This window comes from Pseudomonas knackmussii B13, assembly GCF_000689415.1.
Taxonomy (GTDB): domain Bacteria; phylum Pseudomonadota; class Gammaproteobacteria; order Pseudomonadales; family Pseudomonadaceae; genus Pseudomonas; species Pseudomonas knackmussii.
Window position 1 is genome coordinate 2,090,227 of the sequence record NZ_HG322950.1, and the last position, 21,146, is coordinate 2,111,372.

Annotated in this window: 15 protein-coding genes and 1 other RNA gene; 14 read left to right on the forward strand and 2 right to left on the reverse strand. The window is 63.3% G+C overall.

Annotation, left to right across the window (positions count from 1 at the left end; all coding sequences use genetic code 11):
• Positions 1 to 44 precede the first annotated feature (44 nt).
• The 7 genes from PKB_RS09990 to ffs all read left to right on the forward strand — a co-directional run bounded on the left by PKB_RS09990 (position 45) and on the right by ffs (position 8,817).
• Entirely contained in the window at positions 45 to 704 is a 660-nt protein-coding gene (locus PKB_RS09990) for a GntR family transcriptional regulator (RefSeq protein ID WP_043251317.1), read from the forward strand.
• A 10-nt stretch (positions 705 to 714) separates the two neighbouring features.
• Positions 715 to 4,203, forward strand: coding sequence for a chromosome segregation protein SMC (gene smc, locus PKB_RS09995; RefSeq protein WP_043251319.1), 3,489 nt, complete (start codon positions 715 to 717; stop codon positions 4,201 to 4,203).
• A gap of 302 nt (positions 4,204 to 4,505) precedes the next feature.
• Complete coding sequence (zipA, locus tag PKB_RS10000) at positions 4,506 to 5,405, forward strand: cell division protein ZipA (RefSeq protein ID WP_043251321.1); 900 nt, start codon at positions 4,506 to 4,508, stop codon at positions 5,403 to 5,405.
• A gap of 102 nt (positions 5,406 to 5,507) precedes the next feature.
• Complete coding sequence (gene ligA, locus PKB_RS10005) at positions 5,508 to 7,895, forward strand: NAD-dependent DNA ligase LigA (RefSeq protein WP_043251323.1); 2,388 nt, start codon at positions 5,508 to 5,510, stop codon at positions 7,893 to 7,895.
• 38 nt (positions 7,896 to 7,933) lie between these two features.
• Positions 7,934 to 8,212 carry an HU family DNA-binding protein gene (locus PKB_RS10010; protein ID WP_043251325.1) on the forward strand — a complete coding sequence of 93 codons (279 nt, stop codon included), beginning with the start codon at positions 7,934 to 7,936 and terminating at the stop codon, positions 8,210 to 8,212.
• A 12-nt stretch (positions 8,213 to 8,224) separates the two neighbouring features.
• Positions 8,225 to 8,602 carry a hypothetical protein gene (locus PKB_RS10015; protein WP_043251327.1) on the forward strand — a complete coding sequence of 126 codons (378 nt, stop codon included), beginning with the start codon at positions 8,225 to 8,227 and terminating at the stop codon, positions 8,600 to 8,602.
• Between the two features lie 118 nt (positions 8,603 to 8,720).
• An RNA gene (gene ffs, locus PKB_RS29020) (signal recognition particle sRNA small type) lies at positions 8,721 to 8,817 on the forward strand.
• Positions 8,818 to 9,041: 224 nt separating this feature from the next.
• Here ffs and PKB_RS29025 read toward each other — a convergent pair.
• Together PKB_RS29025 and gltA are read right to left on the reverse strand one after the other, a co-directional pair.
• Positions 9,042 to 10,264 (reverse strand): IS3 family transposase gene (locus PKB_RS29025; protein WP_156958012.1). Its coding sequence is split into 2 segments (ribosomal slippage): positions 9,042 to 9,913 and positions 9,913 to 10,264, totalling 1,224 coding nucleotides; the frame shifts between segments, so codons are not numbered across the junction.
• Between the two features lie 105 nt (positions 10,265 to 10,369).
• Positions 10,370 to 11,656: a citrate synthase gene (gltA, locus tag PKB_RS10030; protein ID WP_043251331.1), complete on the reverse strand. Its 1,287-nt coding sequence runs from the start codon at positions 11,654 to 11,656 to the stop codon at positions 10,370 to 10,372.
• A 354-nt stretch (positions 11,657 to 12,010) separates the two neighbouring features.
• Here gltA and sdhC point away from each other — a divergent pair, with 354 nt between their 5' ends.
• The 7 genes from sdhC (at position 12,011) to lpdA (ending at position 21,128) form a co-directional block, all read left to right on the forward strand.
• The gene (gene sdhC / locus PKB_RS10035; protein ID WP_197539248.1) at positions 12,011 to 12,397 is read left to right on the forward strand and encodes a succinate dehydrogenase, cytochrome b556 subunit; all 387 of its coding nucleotides are present in this window, start codon (positions 12,011 to 12,013) and stop codon (positions 12,395 to 12,397) included.
• Complete coding sequence (sdhD, locus tag PKB_RS10040; protein ID WP_043251334.1) at positions 12,391 to 12,759, forward strand: succinate dehydrogenase, hydrophobic membrane anchor protein; 369 nt, start codon at positions 12,391 to 12,393, stop codon at positions 12,757 to 12,759. Before sdhC ends, sdhD begins: the two co-directional genes overlap by 7 nt.
• A 3-nt stretch (positions 12,760 to 12,762) precedes the next feature.
• Positions 12,763 to 14,538: a succinate dehydrogenase flavoprotein subunit gene (sdhA, locus tag PKB_RS10045; protein WP_043251335.1), complete on the forward strand. Its 1,776-nt coding sequence runs from the start codon at positions 12,763 to 12,765 to the stop codon at positions 14,536 to 14,538.
• 11 nt (positions 14,539 to 14,549) lie between these two features.
• A complete protein-coding gene (locus PKB_RS10050; RefSeq protein ID WP_043251336.1) occupies positions 14,550 to 15,257 on the forward strand; it encodes a succinate dehydrogenase iron-sulfur subunit in 708 nt (235 codons plus the stop codon).
• A 249-nt stretch (positions 15,258 to 15,506) separates the two neighbouring features.
• Positions 15,507 to 18,338, forward strand: a complete 2,832-nt coding sequence (locus tag PKB_RS10055; RefSeq protein ID WP_043251337.1) for a 2-oxoglutarate dehydrogenase E1 component — start codon at positions 15,507 to 15,509, stop codon at positions 18,336 to 18,338.
• A gap of 42 nt (positions 18,339 to 18,380) precedes the next feature.
• Entirely contained in the window at positions 18,381 to 19,610 is a 1,230-nt protein-coding gene (gene odhB, locus PKB_RS10060; protein WP_043251338.1) for a 2-oxoglutarate dehydrogenase complex dihydrolipoyllysine-residue succinyltransferase, read from the forward strand.
• 81 nt (positions 19,611 to 19,691) lie between these two features.
• Entirely contained in the window at positions 19,692 to 21,128 is a 1,437-nt protein-coding gene (gene lpdA, locus PKB_RS10065; RefSeq protein WP_043251339.1) for a dihydrolipoyl dehydrogenase, read from the forward strand.
• The last annotated feature ends 18 nt before the right edge of the window (positions 21,129 to 21,146 follow it).

Genomic DNA, 21,146 nt, shown 5'->3' on the forward strand with positions numbered 1-21,146 from the left:
CCCCCGAGCCCCTCCCGATCAGCCCCGCAGCGATAAGGACAACCATGACGTTCAAGGCCCCGGACAGCCTGGCTGAACAGATTGCCCACCACCTCGCCGAACGCATCATCCGAGGGGAACTCAAGGAGCGCGAGCGCATCCAGGAGCAGAAGGTCACCCAGTCGCTGAACGTCAGCCGCGGCTCGGTTCGCGAGGCCCTGCTGATCCTCGAGCGCCGCCACCTGGTCGTCATCCTGCCGCGCCGCGGCGCGCAAGTTTCCGAACTCTCCGCAAGCCACGTGGAAAGCCTCTACGCGCTGGTCATGGAGCTGTACATCCTGCTCGCCGTGGCGGTGGCCAAGCGCTGGCGTGAACAGGCCGACCTGCAGCCTTTCCTGGCAATCCAGCAGCGTCTGCAGAGCGACCTGCAGCGCGGCGACATCAACGCTTTCGTCGAGTCCAGCTTCGCCATCATGCGCGCTGCCTATCCGTTCGCCGCCAATCCTTATCTCGAGGAAACGCTGGAGAACCTGCTGCCGGCGATCAGCCGCACCTACCACCTGGCGCTGGAGCGGCGCAAAGGCGAAATGAGCCAGTTCATCGTCAGTTTCGCCCGGCTGCTGCAGGCGGTGATCGACCGCGACGAGGAGTCGATCCGCAGCACCCTGCACGAGTACGGCCGCCGCAACAGCCAGCTGGTCCTGGCCGCCCTGGCCGAGCGTTGAGGAGCCCGGCATGCGCCTGAAGTGCATCAAGCTGGCCGGCTTCAAGTCCTTCGTCGATCCGACCACCGTCAGCTTCCCGAGCAACATGGCCGCCGTGGTCGGCCCCAACGGCTGCGGCAAGTCGAACATCATCGACGCCGTTCGCTGGGTAATGGGCGAGAGTTCGGCGAAGAACCTCCGTGGCGAGTCGATGACCGACGTCATCTTCAACGGCTCCAACACGCGCAAGCCGGTGACCCAGGCGTCCATCGAGCTGATCTTCGACAACTCGGACAACACCCTGGTCGGCGAATACGCCGCCTACGCCGAGATTTCCATCCGCCGCCGCGTTACCCGCGACGGCCAGAACACCTACTTCCTCAACGGCACCAAGTGCCGGCGCCGCGATATCACCGACATCTTCCTCGGCACCGGCCTGGGCCCGCGCAGCTACTCGATCATCGAGCAGGGGATGATCTCCAAGCTGATCGAGGCCAAGCCGGAGGACCTGCGCAACTTCATCGAGGAAGCCGCCGGCATCTCCAAGTACAAGGAGCGCCGCCGCGAGACCGAGAACCGCATCCGCCGCACCCAGGAGAACCTGGCGCGCCTGTCCGACCTGCGCGAAGAGCTGGAGCGCCAGCTCGAACGCCTGCACCGCCAGGCCCAGTCGGCGGAGAAGTACCAGGAATACAAGGCCGAGGAGCGCCAGCTCAAGGCCCAGCTCGGCGCCCTGCGCTGGCGTGACCTGAACGAGCAGGTCGGGCAGAAGGAGCGGGTAATCGGCGACCAGGAAGTCGCCTTCGAGGCGCTGGTGGCCGAGCAGCGCAGCGCCGACGCCAGCATCGAACGCCTGCGCGACGGTCACCACGAGCTGTCCGAGCGCTTCAACCAGGTGCAGGGCCGCTTCTACTCGGTGGGCGGCGACATCGCCCGCGTCGAGCAGAGCATCCAGCACGGCCAGCAGCGACTGCGCCAGTTGCAGGACGACCTGCGCGAAGCCGAGCGCGCGCGCCAGGAAACCGAATCCCACCTGGGCCACGACCGCACCTTGCTGTCGACCCTCGGCGAAGAGCTGGAAATGCTCGCGCCGGAACAGGAGATCAGCGCCGCCGCCGCCGAAGAGGCCGGTGCCGCGCTGGAGCAGGCCGAAGCCGGCATGCACGACTGGCAGCAGCGCTGGGATGCCTTCAACCAGCAGAGCGCCGAACCGCGCCGCGAGGCGGAGGTTCAGCAGTCGCGCATCCAGCACCTGGAGCAGAGCCTGGAGCGCCAGGGCGAGCGCGAGCGCCGCCTGGGCGAAGAGCGACAGCAGCTGGCTGCCGATCCGGAAGGCGCGGCCATCCTCGAGCTGAGCGAGCAGATGGCGGCAGTCGAGTTGCAGTTGGAAGAGCTGCAGGCCGAGGAGCTGGAGCTGGTCGAGCGTCTGGAGCTGGCGCGTCAGGCCTTGCAGGACGGCAACGTCGCGCAGCATCAGGCGCAGGGCGAACTGCAGCGCCTGAACGGCCGCATCGCCTCTCTCGAAGCGCTGCAGCAGGCGGCCCTCGATCCGGGCGCCGGCACCGCTGACTGGTTGCGCGAGCAAGGGCTGGAGCAGCGCCCGCGTTTGGCCGAAGGGCTGCGCGTGGAGGCAGGCTGGGAGCAGGCAGTGGAGGCGGTGCTTGGCGCCGATCTGCAAGCCGTCCTGCTGGACGATTTCAATGGGCTGTCGTTCGACAGCCTGGAGCAGGGCGAGCTGCGCCTGCTCGACCTTTCGCGTGGCGCTGCCGCGCAGGCCGGGAGCCTGCTGGACAAGGTCAGCAGCGACTTCGACCTGTCGCCCTGGCTGGCCGGCGTGCGCCCGGTCGAAACGCTGGAACAAGCCCTGGCGCAGCGCGCTTCGCTGGCGGCCGGGCAAAGCCTGGTCAGCCGCGATGGCTATTGGGTCGGGCGGCATTTCCTCCGCACTCGCCGCGGCGAATCCGCCGACAGCGGCGTGCTGGCGCGCGGCCAGGAACTGGAACGCCTGCACGCCGAGCGCGAAGTGCTGGAAGAGCGCCTCGCCGGCCTCGACGAGCAACTCGAGCAGCAACGCCAGGCCCAGCGCCAGGCTGAAGATGGCCGCGAGCAGCTGCGCCGGCGCATCCAGGAAGAGGGGCGCCGCCAGGGTGAGCTGAAGGCATCGCTCTCGGCGCAGCAGGCCAAAGTCGAGCAACTGACCCTGCGTCGTCGCCGCCTCGATGAAGAACTCGCTGAACTGGCTGAACAGCGCGCTGTGGAGCAAGAGCAGCTCGGCGAGGCTCGCCTGAGCCTGCAGGAAGCCTTGGACGCCATGGCTCAGGACACCGAGCGTCGCGAAGGCTTGCTCGCCGAGCGCGACGCGCAGCGCGAGCGGCTCGACCGCATCCGCCAGGAAGCGCGTCAGCATAAGGACCAGGCTCATCAGCTGGCGGTTCGTGTCGGCTCGCTCAAGGCGCAACACGAATCTACCCGACAGGCCCTGGAGCGGCTGGACGTACAGTCCGTCCGCCTCGTCGAACGCTGCGAGCAACTCAGCCTCAACCTGGAGGAGGGCGCCGCGCCGCTGGAAGAGCTGCGCATGCGCCTGGAAGAGCTGCTGGAACGGCGCATGGGTGTCGAGGACGAGCTGAAGACCGCGCGCCTCACCCTCGAAGACGCCGACCGACAGCTCCGCGATTCCGAGAAACGCCGCAGCCAGGCCGAGCAGCAGTCGCAATTGCTGCGTGGCCAGTTGGAGCAGCAGCGCATGGAGTGGCAGGCCCTGAACGTGCGGCGCAAGGCGCTGCAGGAACAGCTCGGCGAGGACGGCTACGACCTGCATACGGTGCTCGGCACCTTGCCCCACGACGCCAGTGAGGCAATTTGGGACGCTCGCCTGAACGATATCGGCGGGCGCATCCAGCGCCTGGGTGCGATCAACCTCGCGGCGATCGACGAATACCGTCAGCAATCCGAGCGCAAGCGCTACCTGGACGAGCAGAACGACGACCTGGTCGAGGCCCTGGATACGCTGGAAAACGTCATCCGCAAGATCGACCGCGAGACGCGCAATCGCTTCAAGGAAACCTTCGACCAGATCAATGCTGGCCTTCAGGCACTGTTCCCGAAGGTGTTCGGCGGTGGTCACGCCTATCTGGAACTTACCGGCGAAGATCTACTCGATACAGGGGTGGCGATCATGGCTCGCCCGCCGGGCAAGAAGAACAGCACCATCCACCTGCTGTCCGGCGGCGAGAAGGCGCTCACCGCGCTGGCCCTGGTGTTCGCCATCTTCCAACTCAATCCGGCGCCGTTCTGCATGCTCGACGAAGTCGACGCGCCGCTGGACGACGCGAACGTCGGGCGTTATGCCCGGCTGGTCAAGGAGATGTCGGAGAAAGTGCAGTTCATCTATATCACCCACAACAAGATCGCCATGGAGATGGCCGACCAGTTGATGGGGGTTACCATGCACGAACCGGGTTGTTCGCGCCTGGTGGCGGTGGATGTGGAAGAGGCAGTGGCACTGGCGGAGGCGTGAGTGAAGTGCGCGTTGGACAAATTCCGTACAGTTCATCGCAGGCGTTTCGCAAAAACTTGGGTTATCTCCGTGATTGTTATGTAAGTGGTTGATTCGGCTAGAGGAAGGCCGGGCAGGGAAGGGCGCGGAGTTGCGCGCAAATATCCCGCCGCGAGCGCCACCGAGACGGTGTAAAAGTTGTGTCGGGCATGCTAGCTTAATGCCCACTTTTGTTAAGCGTGGGCATACAACTAAGGCACCACGTTCTCAGGGATAGGACATCCTTTTTTCATCAGACTTTTTATCAGGGGCACTGGGAATAGATGGATATCGGTCTGCGCGAATGGCTGATCGTCATTGGGCTTATCGTCATCGCCGGCATTCTGTTCGACGGCTGGCGACGCATGCGGGGCGGCAAGGGCAAGCTGAAGTTCAAGCTTGATCGCCATTTCGCCAATCAGCTGGATGACGAAGACGACAGCAGTCCCGAGTTGCTCGGGCCTTCGCGCGTAGTCGACCACCAGGAGCCGTCGCTCGACGAGCACGACCTGCCCAAGGTTGCTGCCAAGGAAGGACGCGGCAAGCGCCGCAACGAACCGCGCCAGGGCGACCTGGCCCTCGACGATCCGGCGCCAAACCTGCTCGGCCCGCTGGACGAGGAAGTCCTGGACGATCCCCTGGCCGACGACGTCCCGGTAGCCAAGGAAAAGCCCAAGGCCAAGGATCGCAAGAAAGACAAGGAGAAGGACGCCGAGCGTTCGGCTCCTGCGGCGGATGCCGCGCCTGCTCCGGTCGAGGAAGTGCTGATCATCAACGTGATCTGTCGCGACGAAGGCGGCTTCAAGGGGCCGGCGCTGCTGCAGAACATCCTCGAGAGCGGCCTGCGCTTCGGCGAGATGGACATCTTCCACCGCCACGAGAGCATGGCGGGTAACGGCGAAGTGCTGTTCTCCATGGCCAACGCGGTCAAGCCGGGCACCTTCGATCTCGACAACATCGACCAGTTCAGCACCCGCGCCGTGAGCTTCTTCCTCGGCCTGCCGGGTCCGCGCCATCCGAAGCAAGCCTTCGATGTGATGGTCGCTGCAGCCCGCAAGCTGGCCCAGGAGCTCAATGGCGAGCTGAAGGATGAGCAGCGCAGTGTGATGACCGCGCAGACCATCGAGCACTACCGTCAACGCATCAGCGAGTTCGAGCGCCGCGCGCTGACCCAGAAACGCTGATCCGGCGATAAACGACGAGCCCTGAGCTGCAAGCCCTAGCGCTTGGCTTGGGGCTTTGCTTTTCTTGCCCTGCCGCTTGAAGTTTGCCGCCTGAGGCCTCCCATGACCGACACCCAGACTGCCGCCCAGCGCATCGCCCAGCTTCGCAGTGAACTGGATGCGCACAACCACCGCTACTACGTCCTCGACGAGCCGAGCGTGCCGGACGCCGAGTACGACCGCCTGTTCCGCGAACTCCAGGCCCTGGAGGCCGAGCATCCGGAGCTGGTGAGCATCGACTCGCCGACCCAGCGCGTCGGCGGCGCTGCCGCTTCGGCTTTCGGCGAAGTCCGCCATGAAGTGCCCATGCTCAGCCTGGGCAACGCCTTCCTGGAGCAGGACCTGCTGGACTTCGACCGTCGCGTGCGCGAAGGCCTGGCCGACCTGCTGCCGGCCGGCGACCTGTTCGGTGGCGGCGCCGAGGTCGAGTACAGCTGCGAGCCCAAGCTGGACGGCCTGGCGGTCAGCCTGCTGTACGAGAATGGCCAGTTGGTTCGGGGCGCCACGCGCGGCGACGGCACCACTGGTGAAGACATCAGTGCCAACGTGCGAACCGTGCGCAACATTCCGCTGCGCCTGCAGGGCGAAGGCTGGCCGGCCGTACTGGAAGTGCGCGGTGAAGTGTTCATGTCCAAGGCCGGTTTCGAGGCGCTCAACCAGCGGCAGGCCGAGGCGGGCGCCAAGACCTTCGCCAACCCGCGCAATGCCGCCGCGGGCAGCCTGCGCCAACTCGATCCGAAAATCACCGCAAGCCGCCCGCTCGAGCTGTGCGCCTACGGCTTCGGCCGGGTCGAGGGCGGCAGTCTCCCGGATACCCAGGTCGGCATCCTCGAGGCGTTCAAGTCCTGGGGTGTTCCGGTTAGTCGCGAGCTCAAGCGCGTGCAGGGCGTCGGCGGTTGCCAGGCTTACTACGCGGATATCGGCGCGCGTCGCGACAGTCTCGCTTACGAGATCGATGGCGTGGTCTTCAAGGTCAATCGCATCGACTTCCAGCGCGAGCTGGGCTTCCGTGCCCGCGAGCCGCGCTGGGCGGTGGCTCACAAGTTCCCGGCGCGCGAAGAGCTTACCGAGTTGCTGGACGTGGAGTTCCAGGTCGGTCGTACCGGTGCCGTCACGCCGGTGGCGCGCCTGAAGCCGGTCCAGGTGGCGGGCGTGACCGTGTCCAACGCCACCTTGCACAACATGGACGAAGTTGCGCGCCTGGGCCTGATGATTGGCGATACCGTGATCATCCGCCGCGCTGGTGATGTCATCCCGCAGGTCATGCAGGTGGTCACCGAGCGCCGCCCGGCCGATGCGCGCCCGGTTCATGTGCCCGAGCATTGCCCGGTGTGCGGCTCGCTGGTCGAACGCACCCAGTTGGTCAAGCGCGCCAAGGGGCGCGAGTCGGTCAGCGAGGGCGCCATCTACCGCTGCGTCGGCCGCCTGTTCTGCCAGGCGCAGCTCAAGCAGTCGATCATCCACTTCGTCTCGCGCCGCGCCATGGACATCGACGGCCTCGGCGACAAGATCGTCGAGCAATTGGTCGACAAGGGCCTGGTCAAGTCGCCGGCCGATCTCTACCGCCTGCGCTACGAGCAGGTCATAGAGCTGGAAGGTTTTGCAGAACTGTCCACCCAGAACCTGCTGAATGCCATTGCTGACAGTCGCAAGCCGAGCCTGGCGCGCTTCATCTACGCGCTCGGCATTCCCGATGTGGGCGAGGAGACTGCCAAGCTGCTGGCGCGTGCCCTGGGCTCGCTGCAGCGAATCCAGAAAGCACTGCCGGAAGTGCTCACCTACCTGCCGGATGTCGGTGGCGAAGTGGCTTACGAGATCCACAACTTCTTTGCCGATGAACACAACCGCAAGGTGATTGCCGAGCTCCTCGATGCCGAGCATGGCGTGCATCTGCAGGAGGAGGGCGAGGTCGCTGCGGAGTTCGCTGCATGCGCCACGCTGCCGGGTTTCATCGACAAGCTGAACATTCCCTTCATCGCTGCGACGGGTGCGGAGAAGCTGGCCAGCCGTTTCGGCTCGCTCGAAGGCATCATCCGCGCCGATTGGCTCGATCTGCGCCAGGTCGATCGTCTGCCCGAACGTGCAGCCAAGAGCCTGCGCGAGTTCTTCGATGCCGCCGGCAATGCCGAGCGCGCGCTGGCGATCGAGGCGCAGTTGCGTGAATTCGGCATGCACTGGGCGAGCGAGAAGAAAGTCGCCGAAGGCCTGCCGCTCGCTGGCCAGACCTGGGTGCTTACCGGCACCCTGGAGGCCATGAGCCGCGACGTCGCCAAGGAGCATCTGGAGAGCCTCGGCGCCAAGGTGGCGGGTTCGGTCTCGGCGAAGACCCATTGCGTGGTCGCGGGCCCCGGTGCCGGTTCGAAACTGACCAAGGCGCAGGAACTCAGCGTGCCGGTAATGGACGAAGAAGGGCTGCTCAAGCTGCTTGCCGGATACGGCATCGGCGCCTGAAACGAATCAAAGACTGAAAGACCCTCTGGAGAAAGAACATGGCAATGACCAAGGAACAACTGGTGCGCGATATCGCCGACTCGCTCGACCTGACCCAGGTCTCGGTGCGTGGTGTCTTCGAGCAACTGGCGGGTATCGTCCAGGACGCCCTGGAGAACGACGGCGAGCTGACCCTGCCGGGCATTGGCAAGCTCAAGGTCAGCGAGCGCGCAGCGCGCACCGGGCGCAACCCGCAGACCGGCAAGAGCATCGAGATCGCGGCGAAGAAGGTGGTGCGTTTCGTCCCGGCCAAGGCCCTGGCCGACAGCCTCAACTGATTGGGGGCGGCTATGGACAAGGCAAGGAAGCAGCGGATATCGGGGCTGATCGCCCTGGTCCTGCTGTTCGCCCTGTACGTGGCCTGGACTCAGCGTCCGCAGGTCCTGCTGCACTACGACGCCAATGGCTCCGGGCCGGTGAGCTACAGCTTCAAGGAAAACGGCCAGGAGACCCTGGCTGGCGAGATCCAGCCAGGTGGCGTGCTGAGCTTCCCGCTGCGCCTGTGGCGCAGTGGCGGCTACATGGTGTCCTTCACCTTCCATCGCGGCGAGGAGAAGTACGCCAGCTTCAGCACCCGCCCGGGCTACGAGAAGAGCGACCTGTACCTGGGTCCCGGTCTCGAGGTCTCCACGCAGCCGACTCCCGCCGCAGCTGTCCAGGCGCGCTGAGGAAGTGCGACGCCAGCCGCTGAGAAATCGAGCTAAGTGCTTGAAGTGCTTGTAACTTGCGCTCAAGCCGTTACAATGTCGCGGCCCGCCGACCTGGCGGGCTTCGTTATGGTGGCCCTGTCGGTCCCCCCGCAACGATTACCCGTTAACCTGGTCAGGTCCGGAAGGAAGCAGCCATAGCGGGAACGTCGTGTGCCGGGGTGTGGCTGACAGGGCCGCCTCCATTTCTGCCTCCCGAAAATCTCAATTCCCATCTGCGCGCAAGATCTGGCAGTGCGCGGTGATTTCCTGTGCGTGCTATCTGGCTGGCGATTCGATCGAGTGAGTGCTCGATTGTCTCGTGGGGGTGCGGCTGTGCGTGCGGAATTTGAGGATCGGTGGGGAAGGGCGGTGTCTAGTCCTGAAATAGGTTTACACCTCTCAGGCCATGCTCCAGACCTCAAAACGCCCGATGCACCGCATCGGGCGTTTTGTATTTCAGGGCCAGGTGAGGGCGCTCGCGGTTATAGATGTCGACGGCTTCACGCACCATGCGGCGCGCCTGCGCGAGGTCGGCGGGAGGATGCTCCAGCAACTCGTTCTTCAGGATGCCGTTGACGCGCTCAGCCAGCGCATTCTGGTAACAGTCGTAGCCGTCGGTCATCGAGCAGATTGCTCCGTGCTGCGCGTGCAGGCGTTGGTAAAGCCCCGAGCAGTACTGAATTTCTCGGTCGGAGTGATGCGCCAGGGGTTCCTGCGTCGTGCGGCGCCGCAGCGCCTGGCTGTAGGCATGGGCCACCGACTCGGCGTGCAGGCTGTCGTGGACGTGATGGCCGACGATCTTGCGCGAATAGGCGTCGGTGACCAGGCTCAGGTACAGCGGGCCGCTCTGGCTGGGCAGATAGGTGATGTCGGCAACCCAGACGCGCTCCGGCGCATCGGGCAAGACCTGTTGCGGCCCTGGCTTGAGCAGATTGGGATGGCGATGGAACCGGTGAAAACTGTGGGTGGTCTTGTGGTACGCCCGCTTGGGTCGAACCAGCAGGCGGTGCTCGGCCAGCCCCCGGAACAGGCGATCGCGTCCAACTCGCAACGCGGCTTCCGCTTGCTGCTGCAACAGATAATGCAGCTTGCGTGCTCCCAGGCGCGGCTGACGCATCCGCACCTGCCGCACGAACTGGGCGATCTGTCGATCCTGCTGGCTGCGCTGATCCGCCGCCCGGTTGCGCTGGTAGTACGCCTGGCGGCTGATGCCCATGAACTGGCAAGCCCTGCTAACACTCAGCGCTTGGACTTGCCTTTGCGTGAGGACTTGCCGGGACGCTTTTTTACGATCGAAACGCCGTAGTCATTCTCCAGCACATTCACCACGGCCTCGAAGAACTGCGCCTTCTGGCTCATCACCTCAAGCTGCTGCTCGAGTTCCTTGATGCGTTGTTCCGGGGTCAACGGCAATTTCGGGGTATTCATATCCGGGCTCCGAGCCTTTCGAAGGGAGGCGCCCTGGTTCCAGTCCTGCCGGCCATGCTTGCGTAACCACACCAGCACCGTCGAGCGGCCCTGGATGCCATAGCGGGCCTGAGCCTCCTTGTAGCTCATTTCGCCTTTTTCGACCTGGTCGACCACCGCCAGTTTAAAAGCCAGCGTGTAATCACGCTGGCTGCGACGAACACCTTCTGCCATCGGGGCTCTCCTGAAATAAGGGCGAAGGTGTAAACCTTATTCAGGACGGGACACGGGCAACAAAAAAGGCTGCCGAAGCAACCTTTTTCGTTATCGAGGCGGGGCTTACTTGCGAGCGCCGAGCTCGATGAAGTCGCGCTGCTCGTAGCCGGTGTACAACTGGCGCGGACGGCCAATCTTGTACGGGCCGGAGAGCATCTCCTGCCAGTGCGAGATCCAGCCCACGGTGCGTGCCAGGGCGAAGATCACGGTGAACATGCTGGTCGGGATGCCGATGGCCTTCAGGATGATGCCCGAGTAGAAGTCCACGTTCGGGTACAGGTTGCGTTCCTTGAAGTACGGATCCTGGCGTGCCAGTTCTTCCAGCTTCATGGCCAGTTCCAGCTGCGGGTCGTTGATGCCCAGCTCGCTCAGCACTTCGTCGCAGGTCTGTTTCATGACCTTGGCGCGCGGGTCGAAGTTCTTGTAAACGCGGTGGCCGAAGCCCATCAGTTTGAACGGATCGTTCTTGTCCTTGGCCTTGGCCACGAACTTGTCGATGTTCGAAACGTCACCGATCTCGTCCAGCATGCGCAGTACGGCTTCGTTCGCACCGCCGTGGGCCGGGCCCCAGAGGGCGGCGATGCCGGCGGCGATACAGGCGAACGGGTTGGCGCCCGAGGAGCCTGCCAGGCGTACGGTGGAGGTCGAGGCGTTCTGCTCGTGATCGGCGTGCAGGACGAAGATGCGGTCCATGGCCTTGGCCAGCACGGGGCTGATCGGCTTGGTCTCGCAGGGGGTGTTGAACATCATGTGCAGGAAGTTTTCTGCATAATTCAGGTCATTGCGCGGATACATCATCGGCTGGCCCATGGAGTACTTGTAAACCATGGCGGCGATGGTCGGCATCTTGGCGATCAGGCGCATGGCCGAGATCTCGCGATGACGCGGATTATTGATGTCCAGGGAGTCGTGGTAGAAGGCCGACAGCGCACCGACTACGCCGCACATCACGGCCATCGGGTGGGCGTCGCGGCGGAAGCCGTTGAAGAAGCTCTTCAACTGCTCATGAACCATGGTGTGGTTCTTGATGGTGCTGACGAACTGCTCTTTCTCTGCGGCGGTAGGCAGTTCGCCTTTGAGCAGCAGGAAGCAGGTTTCCAGGTAGTCGGACTTTTCGGCCAGCTGTTCGATGGGGTAGCCGCGGTGCAGCAGGATGCCCTTGTCGCCGTCGATGTAGGTGATCTTCGACTCGCACGAGGCGGTGGACATGAAGCCCGGATCGAAGGTGTAGCTGCCCGTGGAGGTGAGGCCCCGCACGTCGACGACATCTGGGCCCAGCGTGCCGGAGAGGACAGGCAGTTCGACGGGGGCAGCGCCCTCGATGATCAACTGCGCTTTTTTGTCAGCCATTATGGCCTCCTATTAATGCTTGAAATCATCTGTACGACCCCCCACGCAGGGCCCGCACCACTATAGAGAGATAAATTCGAATGTCAATTTGCACAAAAGCGTGCCGAATAGGCTCTCCAACTCCCTGTTTTGACGAAAAAAAACGGCTTGTTTACGCCTTTTTGGGGGGTGCGGCAATTAGTCCTTAGGTGAAGGGGTTTCCGTTGTCATTAGGGGCCTAACTGTCTATACTCGGCGACCAGCCGCCAAAGGCCTCCGGGCCTGCGCTACAGGCGGTTGTCACTCCCGAAGGTGATGGGTACCTGACAAGTGCACCTCCCGACAACTAGCCCTGCTGTTCGAAGGGCTCTCAGTGTGAAAAAAGCCGTGAATAGCCAACGACCTGTAAACCTAGACCTTAGGACCATCAAACTCCCTGTCACCGCTTACACGTCCATTCTCCACCGCATCTCTGGCGTCATCCTTTTCCTGGGCATTGCCGTGCTGCTGTTTGCGCTCGACAAATCCCTGGCATCGGCTGACAGCTTCGAGCAGGTGAAGGCGTGTCTGACCAGTCCGCTGGCCAAGTTCGTGATCTGGGGCCTGCTGTCTGCGCTGCTGTACCACCTGGTAGCCGGTGTACGTCACCTCGTCATGGACGCAGGTATCGGCGAAACACTGGAAGGCGGTAAGCGCGGTTCGAAAATTGTCATCGCTGTCGCAGTGGTGCTGATTGTCCTGGCGGGGGTCTGGGTATGGTAACTAACGTCACTAACTTCTCGCGTTCTGGCCTCTACGACTGGATGGCCCAACGCGTTTCCGCGGTCGTTCTCGCGGCTTACGTGCTCTTCCTGCTGGGTTACCTGGTTACCCACCCGAACATCTCCTACGAGGAGTGGCATGGTCTGTTCTCCCACAGCCTGATGAAGATCTTCAGTCTTCTCACGCTGGTTGCCCTGAGCGTTCACGCCTGGGTCGGCATGTGGACCATCACCACCGACTACCTGACTCCGATGGCCCTCGGCAAAGCCGCGACCGTCGTGCGTTTCCTCGTCCAGGCAGCATGCGGCATGGCCATGTTCGCATTCTTCGTCTGGGGTGTGCAGATTCTCTGGGGTAACTGATCCATGGCAAGCAATCGTACTCTCTCCTTCGACGCCATCATCGTTGGTGGTGGCGGCGCCGGCATGCGCGCTGCGCTGCAACTGGCCCAGGGTGGTCACAAGACTGCCGTGGTAACCAAGGTCTTCCCGACTCGTTCGCACACTGTGTCCGCCCAGGGCGGCATCACCTGTGCCATCGCCTCGGCCGACCCGAACGACGATTGGCGCTGGCACATGTACGACACCGTCAAGGGCTCCGACTACATCGGTGACCAGGACGCCATCGAATACATGTGCTCCGTTGGCCCGGAAGCCGTGTTCGAGCTGGAACACATGGGGCTGCCGTTCTCCCGTACCGAGCAAGGCCGCATCTATCAGCGTCCGTTCGGTGGTCAGTCCAAAGGCCCGGACAATCCGTCCGTTCAGGCTGCTCGTACCTGCGCTGCTGCCGACCGTACCGGTCACGCGCTGCTGCACACCCTGTACCAGGCCAACCTGAAAGCCGGCTCCTCGTTCCTTAATGAGTGGTACGCCGTCGACCTGGTGAAGAACCAGGACGGTCACGTGGTTGGCATCATCGCCATCTGCATCGAGACCGGCGAAACCGTTTACATCCGCTCCAAAGCCGTGGTCCTGGCCACTGGCGGTGCTGGCCGTATCTACGCCTCCACCACCAACGCCCTGATCAACACCGGCGACGGCGTGGGCATGGCTCTGCGCGCTGGTGTGCCGGTGCAGGACATCGAAATGTGGCAGTTCCACCCGACCGGCATCGCCGGCGCTGGTGTACTGGTCACCGAAGGCTGCCGCGGCGAAGGTGGTTACCTGATCAACGCCCACGGCGAGCGCTTCATGGAGCGTTACGCTCCGAACGCAAAAGACCTGGCCGGCCGCGACGTAGTTGCCCGCTCCATGGTCAAGGAAGTCATCGCCGGCAACGGCGTGGGCCCGAACAAGGACCACGTACTGCTGAAGCTCGACCACCTGGGTGAAGAAGTTCTGCACAGCCGCCTGCCTGGCATTTGCGAACTGTCCAAGACCTTCGCTCACGTCGACCCGGTCGTCGCGCCGATCCCGGTTATCCCGACCTGCCACTACATGATGGGCGGCGTTGCCACCAACATTCATGGCCAGGCCCTGACCATGGACGCCAACGGCAACGACCAGATCGTCGAAGGTCTGTTCGCAGTCGGCGAAGTAGCTTGCGTATCGGTACACGGTGCCAACCGTCTGGGCGGCAACTCGCTGCTGGACCTGGTGGTCTTCGGTCGTGCGACTGGTCTGCACCTGGAAAAGGCCCTGAAAGAGGGCATCGAGCACCGTGGCGCTTCCGAGAGCGACCTGGAAGCCTCCTACAAGCGCCTGAACGGCGTGAACGAGCGCACCAGCGGCGAAGAAGTCGCCCCGCTCAAGCGCGAACTGCAGCAGTGCATGCAGAATTACTTCGGTGTATTCCGTACCGGCGAATACATGCAGAAGGGCATCACTCAACTGGCTGATCTGCGCGAGCGCATTGCGAACGTCAAGATCAACGACAAGAGCCAGGCTTTCAACACCGCGCGCATCGAAGCGCTGGAACTGCAGAACCTCCTCGAAGTGGCCGAAGCCACTGCCATTGCGGCCGAAGCCCGCAAAGAGTCCCGCGGCGCGCATGCCCGCGAAGACTTCGAGGAGCGCGACGACGAGAACTGGCTGTGCCACACCCTGTACTTCCCGGGTGAGAAGCGCGTAGCCAAGCGTGCCGTCAACTTCGCGCCGAAGACTGTTCCGGCATTCGAACCCAAGGTTCGTACTTACTAAGGGTGCCCGTCATGTTGAAAGTAAGTGTTTATCGCTACAACCCCGAGAAGGACGCTGCACCTTTCATGCAGGACTTCGAGGTCGATACCCACGGCAAGGACGTGATGGTCCTGGACGTGCTGGCGCTGATCAAGGAACAGGACGAAGGCTTCTCCTATCGTCGCTCCTGCCGTGAAGGCGTGTGCGGTTCCGACGGCATGAACATCAACGGCAAGAACGGCCTGGCCTGCATCACTCCGCTTTCGGCCGCCGGCCTGAAGGGCGGCAAGCTGGTGCTGCGTCCGCTGCCTGGCCTGCCGGTGATCCGTGACCTCGTCGTGGATATGAGCATCTTCTACAAGCAGTACGAGAAGGTGAAACCCTTCCTGCAGAACGACACGCCGGCTCCGGCCATCGAGCGTCTGCAGTCGCCGGAAGAGCGCGAGAAGCTGGACGGTCTGTACGAGTGCATCCTGTGCGCTTGCTGCTCGACTTCCTGCCCGTCGTTCTGGTGGAACCCCGACAAGTTCCTCGGTCCCGCTGCACTGCTGCAGGCCTATCGTTTCCTGGCCGACAGCCGTGACACCAAGACCCAGGAACGTCTGGCCTCGCTGGACGATCCGTTCAGCGTGTTCCGCTGCCGCGGCATCATGAACTGCGTCAACGTATGCCCGAAAGGCCTGAACCCGACCAAGGCCATCGGTCACGTGCGCAACATGCTGCTGCAAAGCGGTACCTGATCCGTTTCAAGCAATACGCTGTAAAGAGCAATACCCGCCCCGCCGGGACATTTCCGGCGGGGCGGTTGCGACGGACCCCAGCTCACAAAGCAGGGGCTCGATTTTGAAATCGTATATATGACCAGCAGGGGCATCCGGGCTGGTACCCGGACTATCTGCGGGAACCTTGGTGGCTACCAGTCGCTACACGGGGCTGGAAATCCGCATGGCTTCCGTCAGGTGGAGTCCCCTTACCGAGGGTGACCAAGCATGCACGAAAGCGTAATGCAGCGGATGTGGAACAGTGCCCATCTATCCGGTGGAAACGCTGCCTACGTCGAAGAGCTCTACGAGCTCTACCTGCACGACCCGAACGCTGTGCCAGAAGAGTGGCGCACGTACTTCCAGAAGCTCCCCGCCGACGGCAATCCCGCTCCCGACGTCTCGCATTCCGCAATCCGCGATCATTTCGTACTCCTGGCCAACAACCAGCGCCGCGCCCAACCGGTGTCCGCTGGCAGCGTGAGCTCCGAGCACGAGAAGAAGCAGGTCGAAGTCCTGCGCCTGATCCTGGCCTACCGGCTGCGTGGACATCAGGCCGCGAAGCTCGATCCGCTGGGTCTCTGGGTGCGTACCGCTCCCGCCGACCTGTCGCTCGACCACTACGGCCTGACTGCCGCCGACCTCGACACCACCTTCCGCACCGGTGAGCTCTACATCGGCAAGGAAGAGGCGACCCTGCGCGAAATCCTCGACGCCCTTAAGCAGACCTACTGCAGCACCATCGGCGCCGAATTCATGCACATCGTCGATTCCGAGCAGCGTCACTGGTTCGCCCAGCGCCTGGAAAGTGTGCGTGGCCGTCCGGCGTACTCCGCCGAGGCTCGTTCGCACCTGCTCGAGCGTCTGACCGCTGCCGAAGGCCTGGAGAAGTACCTGGGCACGAAGTACCCGGGCACCAAGCGTTTCGGTCTGGAAGGCGGCGAGAGCCTGATCCCGATGGTCGACGAGATCATCCAGCGCTCCGGCTCCTACGGCGTCAAGGAAATCGTCATCGGCATGGCCCACCGTGGCCGTCTGAACGTGCTGGTAAACACCCTCGGCAAGAACCCGCGCGACCTGTTCGACGAGTTCGAGGGCAAGAAACTGGTCGAGCTCGGCTCCGGTGACGTCAAGTACCACCAGGGCTTCTCCTCCAACGTCATGACCAGCGGCGGCGAAGTTCACCTGGCTCTGGCGTTCAACCCCTCGCACCTGGAGATCGTCTCCCCGGTGGTCGAGGGTTCGGTACGCGCCCGCCAGGACCGTCGCAAAGACGGCAATGGCGACAAGGTCGTGCCGATCTCCATCCACGGCGATGCCGCTTTCGCGGGGCAGGGCGTGGTCATGGAGACCTTCCAGATGTCCCAGACCCGTGCCTACAAGACCGGCGGCACCATCCACATCGTGATCAACAACCAGGTCGGCTTCACCACCAGCCGCCAGGACGACGCGCGCTCCACCGAGTACGCGACCGACGTTGCCAAGATGATCCAGGCGCCGATCTTCCACGTGAACGGCGACGATCCGGAAGCTGTGCTGTTCGTTACCCAGCTGGCCATCGATTACCGCATGCAGTTCAAGCGTGACGTGGTTATCGACCTGGTCTGCTACCGCCGTCGCGGCCACAACGAGGCCGACGAGCCGAGCGGCACCCAGCCGCTGATGTACCAGCAGATCGCCAAGCAACGCACCACTCGCGACCTGTATGCCGACGCGCTGATTGCCGCCGGCGTACAGACTGCCGAACAGGCCCAGGAAAAGGTCGACGAATACCGCGACGCCCTGGACAACGGCCTGCACGTGGTGAAGAGCCTGGTCAAGGAGCCGAACAAGGAGCTCTTCGTCGATTGGCGTCCGTACGTCGGCCATGCCTGGACCGCGCGTCACGACACCCGCTTCGACCTGAAGACCCTGCAGGAGCTGTCCAATAAGCTGCTGGAGACTCCGGACGGCTTCGTCATGCAGCGTCAGGTGCAGAAGATCTACGAAGACCGCGCCAAGATGTCGGCCGGCGGCATGCCGATCAACTGGGGCTTCGCCGAGAACCTGGCCTACGCCACCCTGCTGTTCGAAGGCCATCCGGTTCGCATGACCGGTCAGGACGTCGGCCGCGGCACCTTCTCGCATCGCCACGCGGCGCTGCACAACCAGAAGGACGACTCGGTCTACATCCCGCTGGCCCACCTGTTCGACAACCAGCCGCGCGTCAGCCTGTACGACTCCTACCTCTCGGAAGAAGCGGTACTGGCCTTCGAATATGGCTACGCCACCACCATGCCGAACGCGCTGGTGATCTGGGAAGCCCAGTTCGGTGACTTCGCCAACGGTGCGCAAGTGGTCATCGACCAGTTCATCACCAGTGGCGAGACCAAGTGGCAGCGTCTTTGCGGCCTGACCATGCTGCTGCCGCACGGTTACGAAGGCCAGGGTCCGGAGCACTCCTCCGCGCGCCTGGAGCGTTACCTGCAACTGTGCGCCGAGCAGAACATCCAGGTCTGCGTGCCGACCACCCCGGCTCAGGTCTACCACATGCTGCGCCGCCAGGTGATCCGTCCGCTGCGCAAGCCGCTGATCGTGATGACTCCGAAATCGCTGTTGCGTCACAAGCTGGCCATCTCGACCCTGGAAGAACTGGCCAATGGCTCCTTCCAGACCGTGATCGGCGAGATCGACAACCTCGATCCGAAGAAAGTCGAGCGCATCGTGCTGTGCAGCGGCAAGGTCTACTACGACCTGCTGGAGAAGCGTCGTGCCGAAGGTCGCGAAGACATCGCGATCGTCCGTATCGAGCAGCTCTATCCGTTCCCGGAAGACGACCTGGCCGAAGTTCTTTCGCAGTACAAGAACCTCAAGCACATCGTCTGGTGTCAGGAAGAGCCGATGAACCAAGGTGCCTGGTACTGCTCGCAGCACCACATGCGCCGTGTCATCGCCGCGCACAAGAAAGGCCTCAACCTGGAATACGCCGGCCGCGAAGGCTCGGCAGCTCCGGCTTGCGGCTACGCTTCGATGCACGCCGAGCAGCAGGAAAAACTGCTGCAAGACGCCTTCACTGTTTAACGCCAACGCGCAGTAGATACCGAATTTAAGGAAACACACAGAATGGCTATCGAAATCAAAGCCCCAACCTTCCCGGAATCGGTTGCCGACGGCACCGTCGCCACCTGGCACAAGAAGGTCGGTGAAGCCGTCAAGCGTGATGAACTGATCGTCGACATCGAGACCGACAAGGTCGTCATCGAGGTTCTCGCCGAAGCCGATGGCGTACTGGCCGAGATCGTCAAGAACGAAGGCGACACCGTTCTCTCCAACGAACTGCTCGGCAAGCTGAGCGAAGGCGGTGCTGCCGCCGCCGCTCCGGCCGCTGCTGCTCCGGCTGCTGCCCCGGCCGCCGCTGCTCCGGCTGCTGCCGCTGCCGACGACAACATCCTGTCGCCGGCCGCTCGCAAGCTCGCCGAAGAAAACGGCATCGACCCGAACAGCATCGCCGGCACCGGCAAGGGCGGTCGTGTAACCAAGGAAGACGTGGTTGCCGCCGTTGAGGCCAAGAAGAACGCCCCGGCTGCCGCTCCGGCCGCCAAGCCTGCTGCTGCTCCGGCTGCCGTTGCTCCGGTGTTCGCCGCTGGCGACCGCGTCGAGAAGCGCGTCCCGATGACCCGTCTGCGCGCCAAGGTCGCCGAGCGCCTGGTCGAAGCCCAGTCCTCCATGGCCATGCTGACCACCTTCAACGAGGTCAACATGAAGCCGGTCATGGACCTGCGCAACAAGTACAAGGACCTGTTCGAGAAGAAGCACAACGGCGTCCGCCTGGGCTTCATGTCCTTCTTCGTCAAGGCCGCCACCGAAGCCCTGAAGCGCTTCCCGGGCGTCAACGCCTCGATCGACGGCAACGACATCGTCTACCACGGCTACCAGGACATCGGTGTTGCCGTCTCCAGCGATCGTGGCCTGGTGGTACCGGTACTGCGTAACGCCGAGTTCATGAGCCTGGCCGAAATCGAAAACGGCATCGCCACCTTCGGCCGCAAGGCGAAGGACGGCAAGCTGTCCATCGAAGACATGACCGGCGGTACTTTCACCATTTCCAACGGCGGCGTATTCGGATCGCTCCTGTCGACCCCGATCGTCAACCCGCCGCAGACCGCCATCCTCGGCATGCACAAGATCCAGGAGCGCCCGATGGCCGTTAACGGCCAGGTCGTGATCCTGCCGATGATGTATCTGGCGCTGTCCTACGACCACCGCATGATCGACGGCAAGGAAGCGGTCAGCTTCCTGGTGACCATGAAGGATCTGCTGGAAGATCCGGCTCGCCTGCTGCTCGACGTCTGATTCGTCCGTTCACACGACGGCCCCGTACTACACGACGGCCCCGCGAGGGGCCGTCCGCTTCACCGGAATAAGGATTGAGACATGAGCCAGAAATTCGACGTGGTTGTGATTGGTGCTGGCCCCGGCGGCTACGTAGCTGCCATCCGTGCCGCACAACTCGGCCTGAAGACCGCTTGCATCGAGAAGTACATCGGCAAGGAGGGCAAGGTCGCCCTCGGCGGTACCTGCCTGAACGTAGGCTGCATTCCGTCCAAGGCGCTGCTGGACAGCTCCTGGAAGTACAAGGAAGCCAAAGAGAGCTTCAACGTCCACGGTATCTCCACTGGCGAAGTGAAGATGGACGTTCCCGCGATGGTTGCCCGCAAGGCCAACATCGTTAAGAACCTGACGGGCGGCATCGCCACCCTGTTCAAGGCCAACGGCGTCACCTCCTTCGAAGGCCACGGCAAGCTGCTGGCCAACAAGCAGGTCGAAGTCACCGGTCTGGACGGCACCGTTCAGGTCCTGGAAGCCGACAACGTGATCATCGCCTCCGGTTCCAAGCCGGTCGAAATCCCGCCGGCCCCGCTGACCGAAGACATCATCGTCGACTCCACCGGCGCCCTGGAATTCCAGGCCGTGCCGAAGAAGCTTGGCGTGATTGGCGCTGGCGTCATCGGCCTGGAGCTGGGCTCGGTCTGGGCCCGCCTGGGTGCCGAAGTCACCGTCCTGGAAGCCCTGGACAAGTTCCTGCCGGCTGCCGACGAGCAGGTCGCCAAGGAAGCGCTGAAGACCCTGAGCAAGCAAGGTCTGAACATCCGCCTGGGCGCTCGCGTCACCGGTTCGGAAGTGAAGAAGAAGCAAGTCACCGTGACCTTCACCGACGCCAACGGCGAGCAGAAGGAAACCTTCGACAAGCTGATCGTTGCGGTCGGCCGTCGTCCGGTTACCACCGACCTGCTGGCTGCCGACAGCGGCGTGACCCTGGACGAGCGTGGCTTCATCTTCGTCGACGACCACTGCAAGACCAGCGTTCCGGGCGTCTTCGCCATCGGTGACGTGGTCCGCGGCGCCATGCTGGCGCACAAGGCCTCGGAAGAGGGCGTGATGGTTGCCGAGCGCATCGCCGGCCACAAGGCCCAGATGAACTACGACCTGATCCCGTCGGTCATCTACACCCACCCGGAAATCGCGTGGGTCGGCAAAACCGAGCAGCAGCTCAAGGGCGAAGGCGTCGAAGTCAACGTCGGCACTTTCCCGTTCGCTGCCAGCGGCCGCGCCATGGCTGCCAACGACACCACCGGCCTGGTCAAGGTCATCGCCGATGCCAAGACCGACCGCGTGCTGGGCGTCCATGTGATCGGCCCGAGCGCCGCCGAGCTGGTTCAGCAAGGCGCGATCGCCATGGAATTCGGCACCAGCGCCGAAGACCTGGGCATGATGGTCTTCTCCCACCCGACTCTGTCCGAAGCGCTGCACGAAGCGGCCCTGGCGGTGAATGGCCACGCCATCCACATCGCCAATCGCAAGAAGCGCTAAGGCGGTAGGACCACGGCG

Bases quoted from the DNA above. Each gene is read 5' to 3' on its own strand.
- PKB_RS09990 (WP_043251317.1), top strand. From the start codon at position 45: ATGACGTTCAAGGCCCCGGACAGCCTGGCTGAACAGATTGCCCACCAC.
- smc (WP_043251319.1), top strand. From the start codon at position 715: ATGCGCCTGAAGTGCATCAAGCTGGCCGGCTTCAAGTCCTTCGTCGAT.
- zipA (WP_043251321.1), top strand. From the start codon at position 4,506: ATGGATATCGGTCTGCGCGAATGGCTGATCGTCATTGGGCTTATCGTC.
- ligA (WP_043251323.1), top strand. From the start codon at position 5,508: ATGACCGACACCCAGACTGCCGCCCAGCGCATCGCCCAGCTTCGCAGT.
- PKB_RS10010 (WP_043251325.1), top strand. From the start codon at position 7,934: ATGGCAATGACCAAGGAACAACTGGTGCGCGATATCGCCGACTCGCTC.
- PKB_RS10015 (WP_043251327.1), top strand. From the start codon at position 8,225: ATGGACAAGGCAAGGAAGCAGCGGATATCGGGGCTGATCGCCCTGGTC.
- gltA (WP_043251331.1), bottom strand. From the start codon at position 11,656: ATGGCTGACAAAAAAGCGCAGTTGATCATCGAGGGCGCTGCCCCCGTC.
- sdhD (WP_043251334.1), top strand. From the start codon at position 12,391: ATGGTAACTAACGTCACTAACTTCTCGCGTTCTGGCCTCTACGACTGG.
- sdhA (WP_043251335.1), top strand. From the start codon at position 12,763: ATGGCAAGCAATCGTACTCTCTCCTTCGACGCCATCATCGTTGGTGGT.
- PKB_RS10050 (WP_043251336.1), top strand. From the start codon at position 14,550: ATGTTGAAAGTAAGTGTTTATCGCTACAACCCCGAGAAGGACGCTGCA.
- PKB_RS10055 (WP_043251337.1), top strand. From the start codon at position 15,507: ATGCACGAAAGCGTAATGCAGCGGATGTGGAACAGTGCCCATCTATCC.
- odhB (WP_043251338.1), top strand. From the start codon at position 18,381: ATGGCTATCGAAATCAAAGCCCCAACCTTCCCGGAATCGGTTGCCGAC.
- lpdA (WP_043251339.1), top strand. From the start codon at position 19,692: ATGAGCCAGAAATTCGACGTGGTTGTGATTGGTGCTGGCCCCGGCGGC.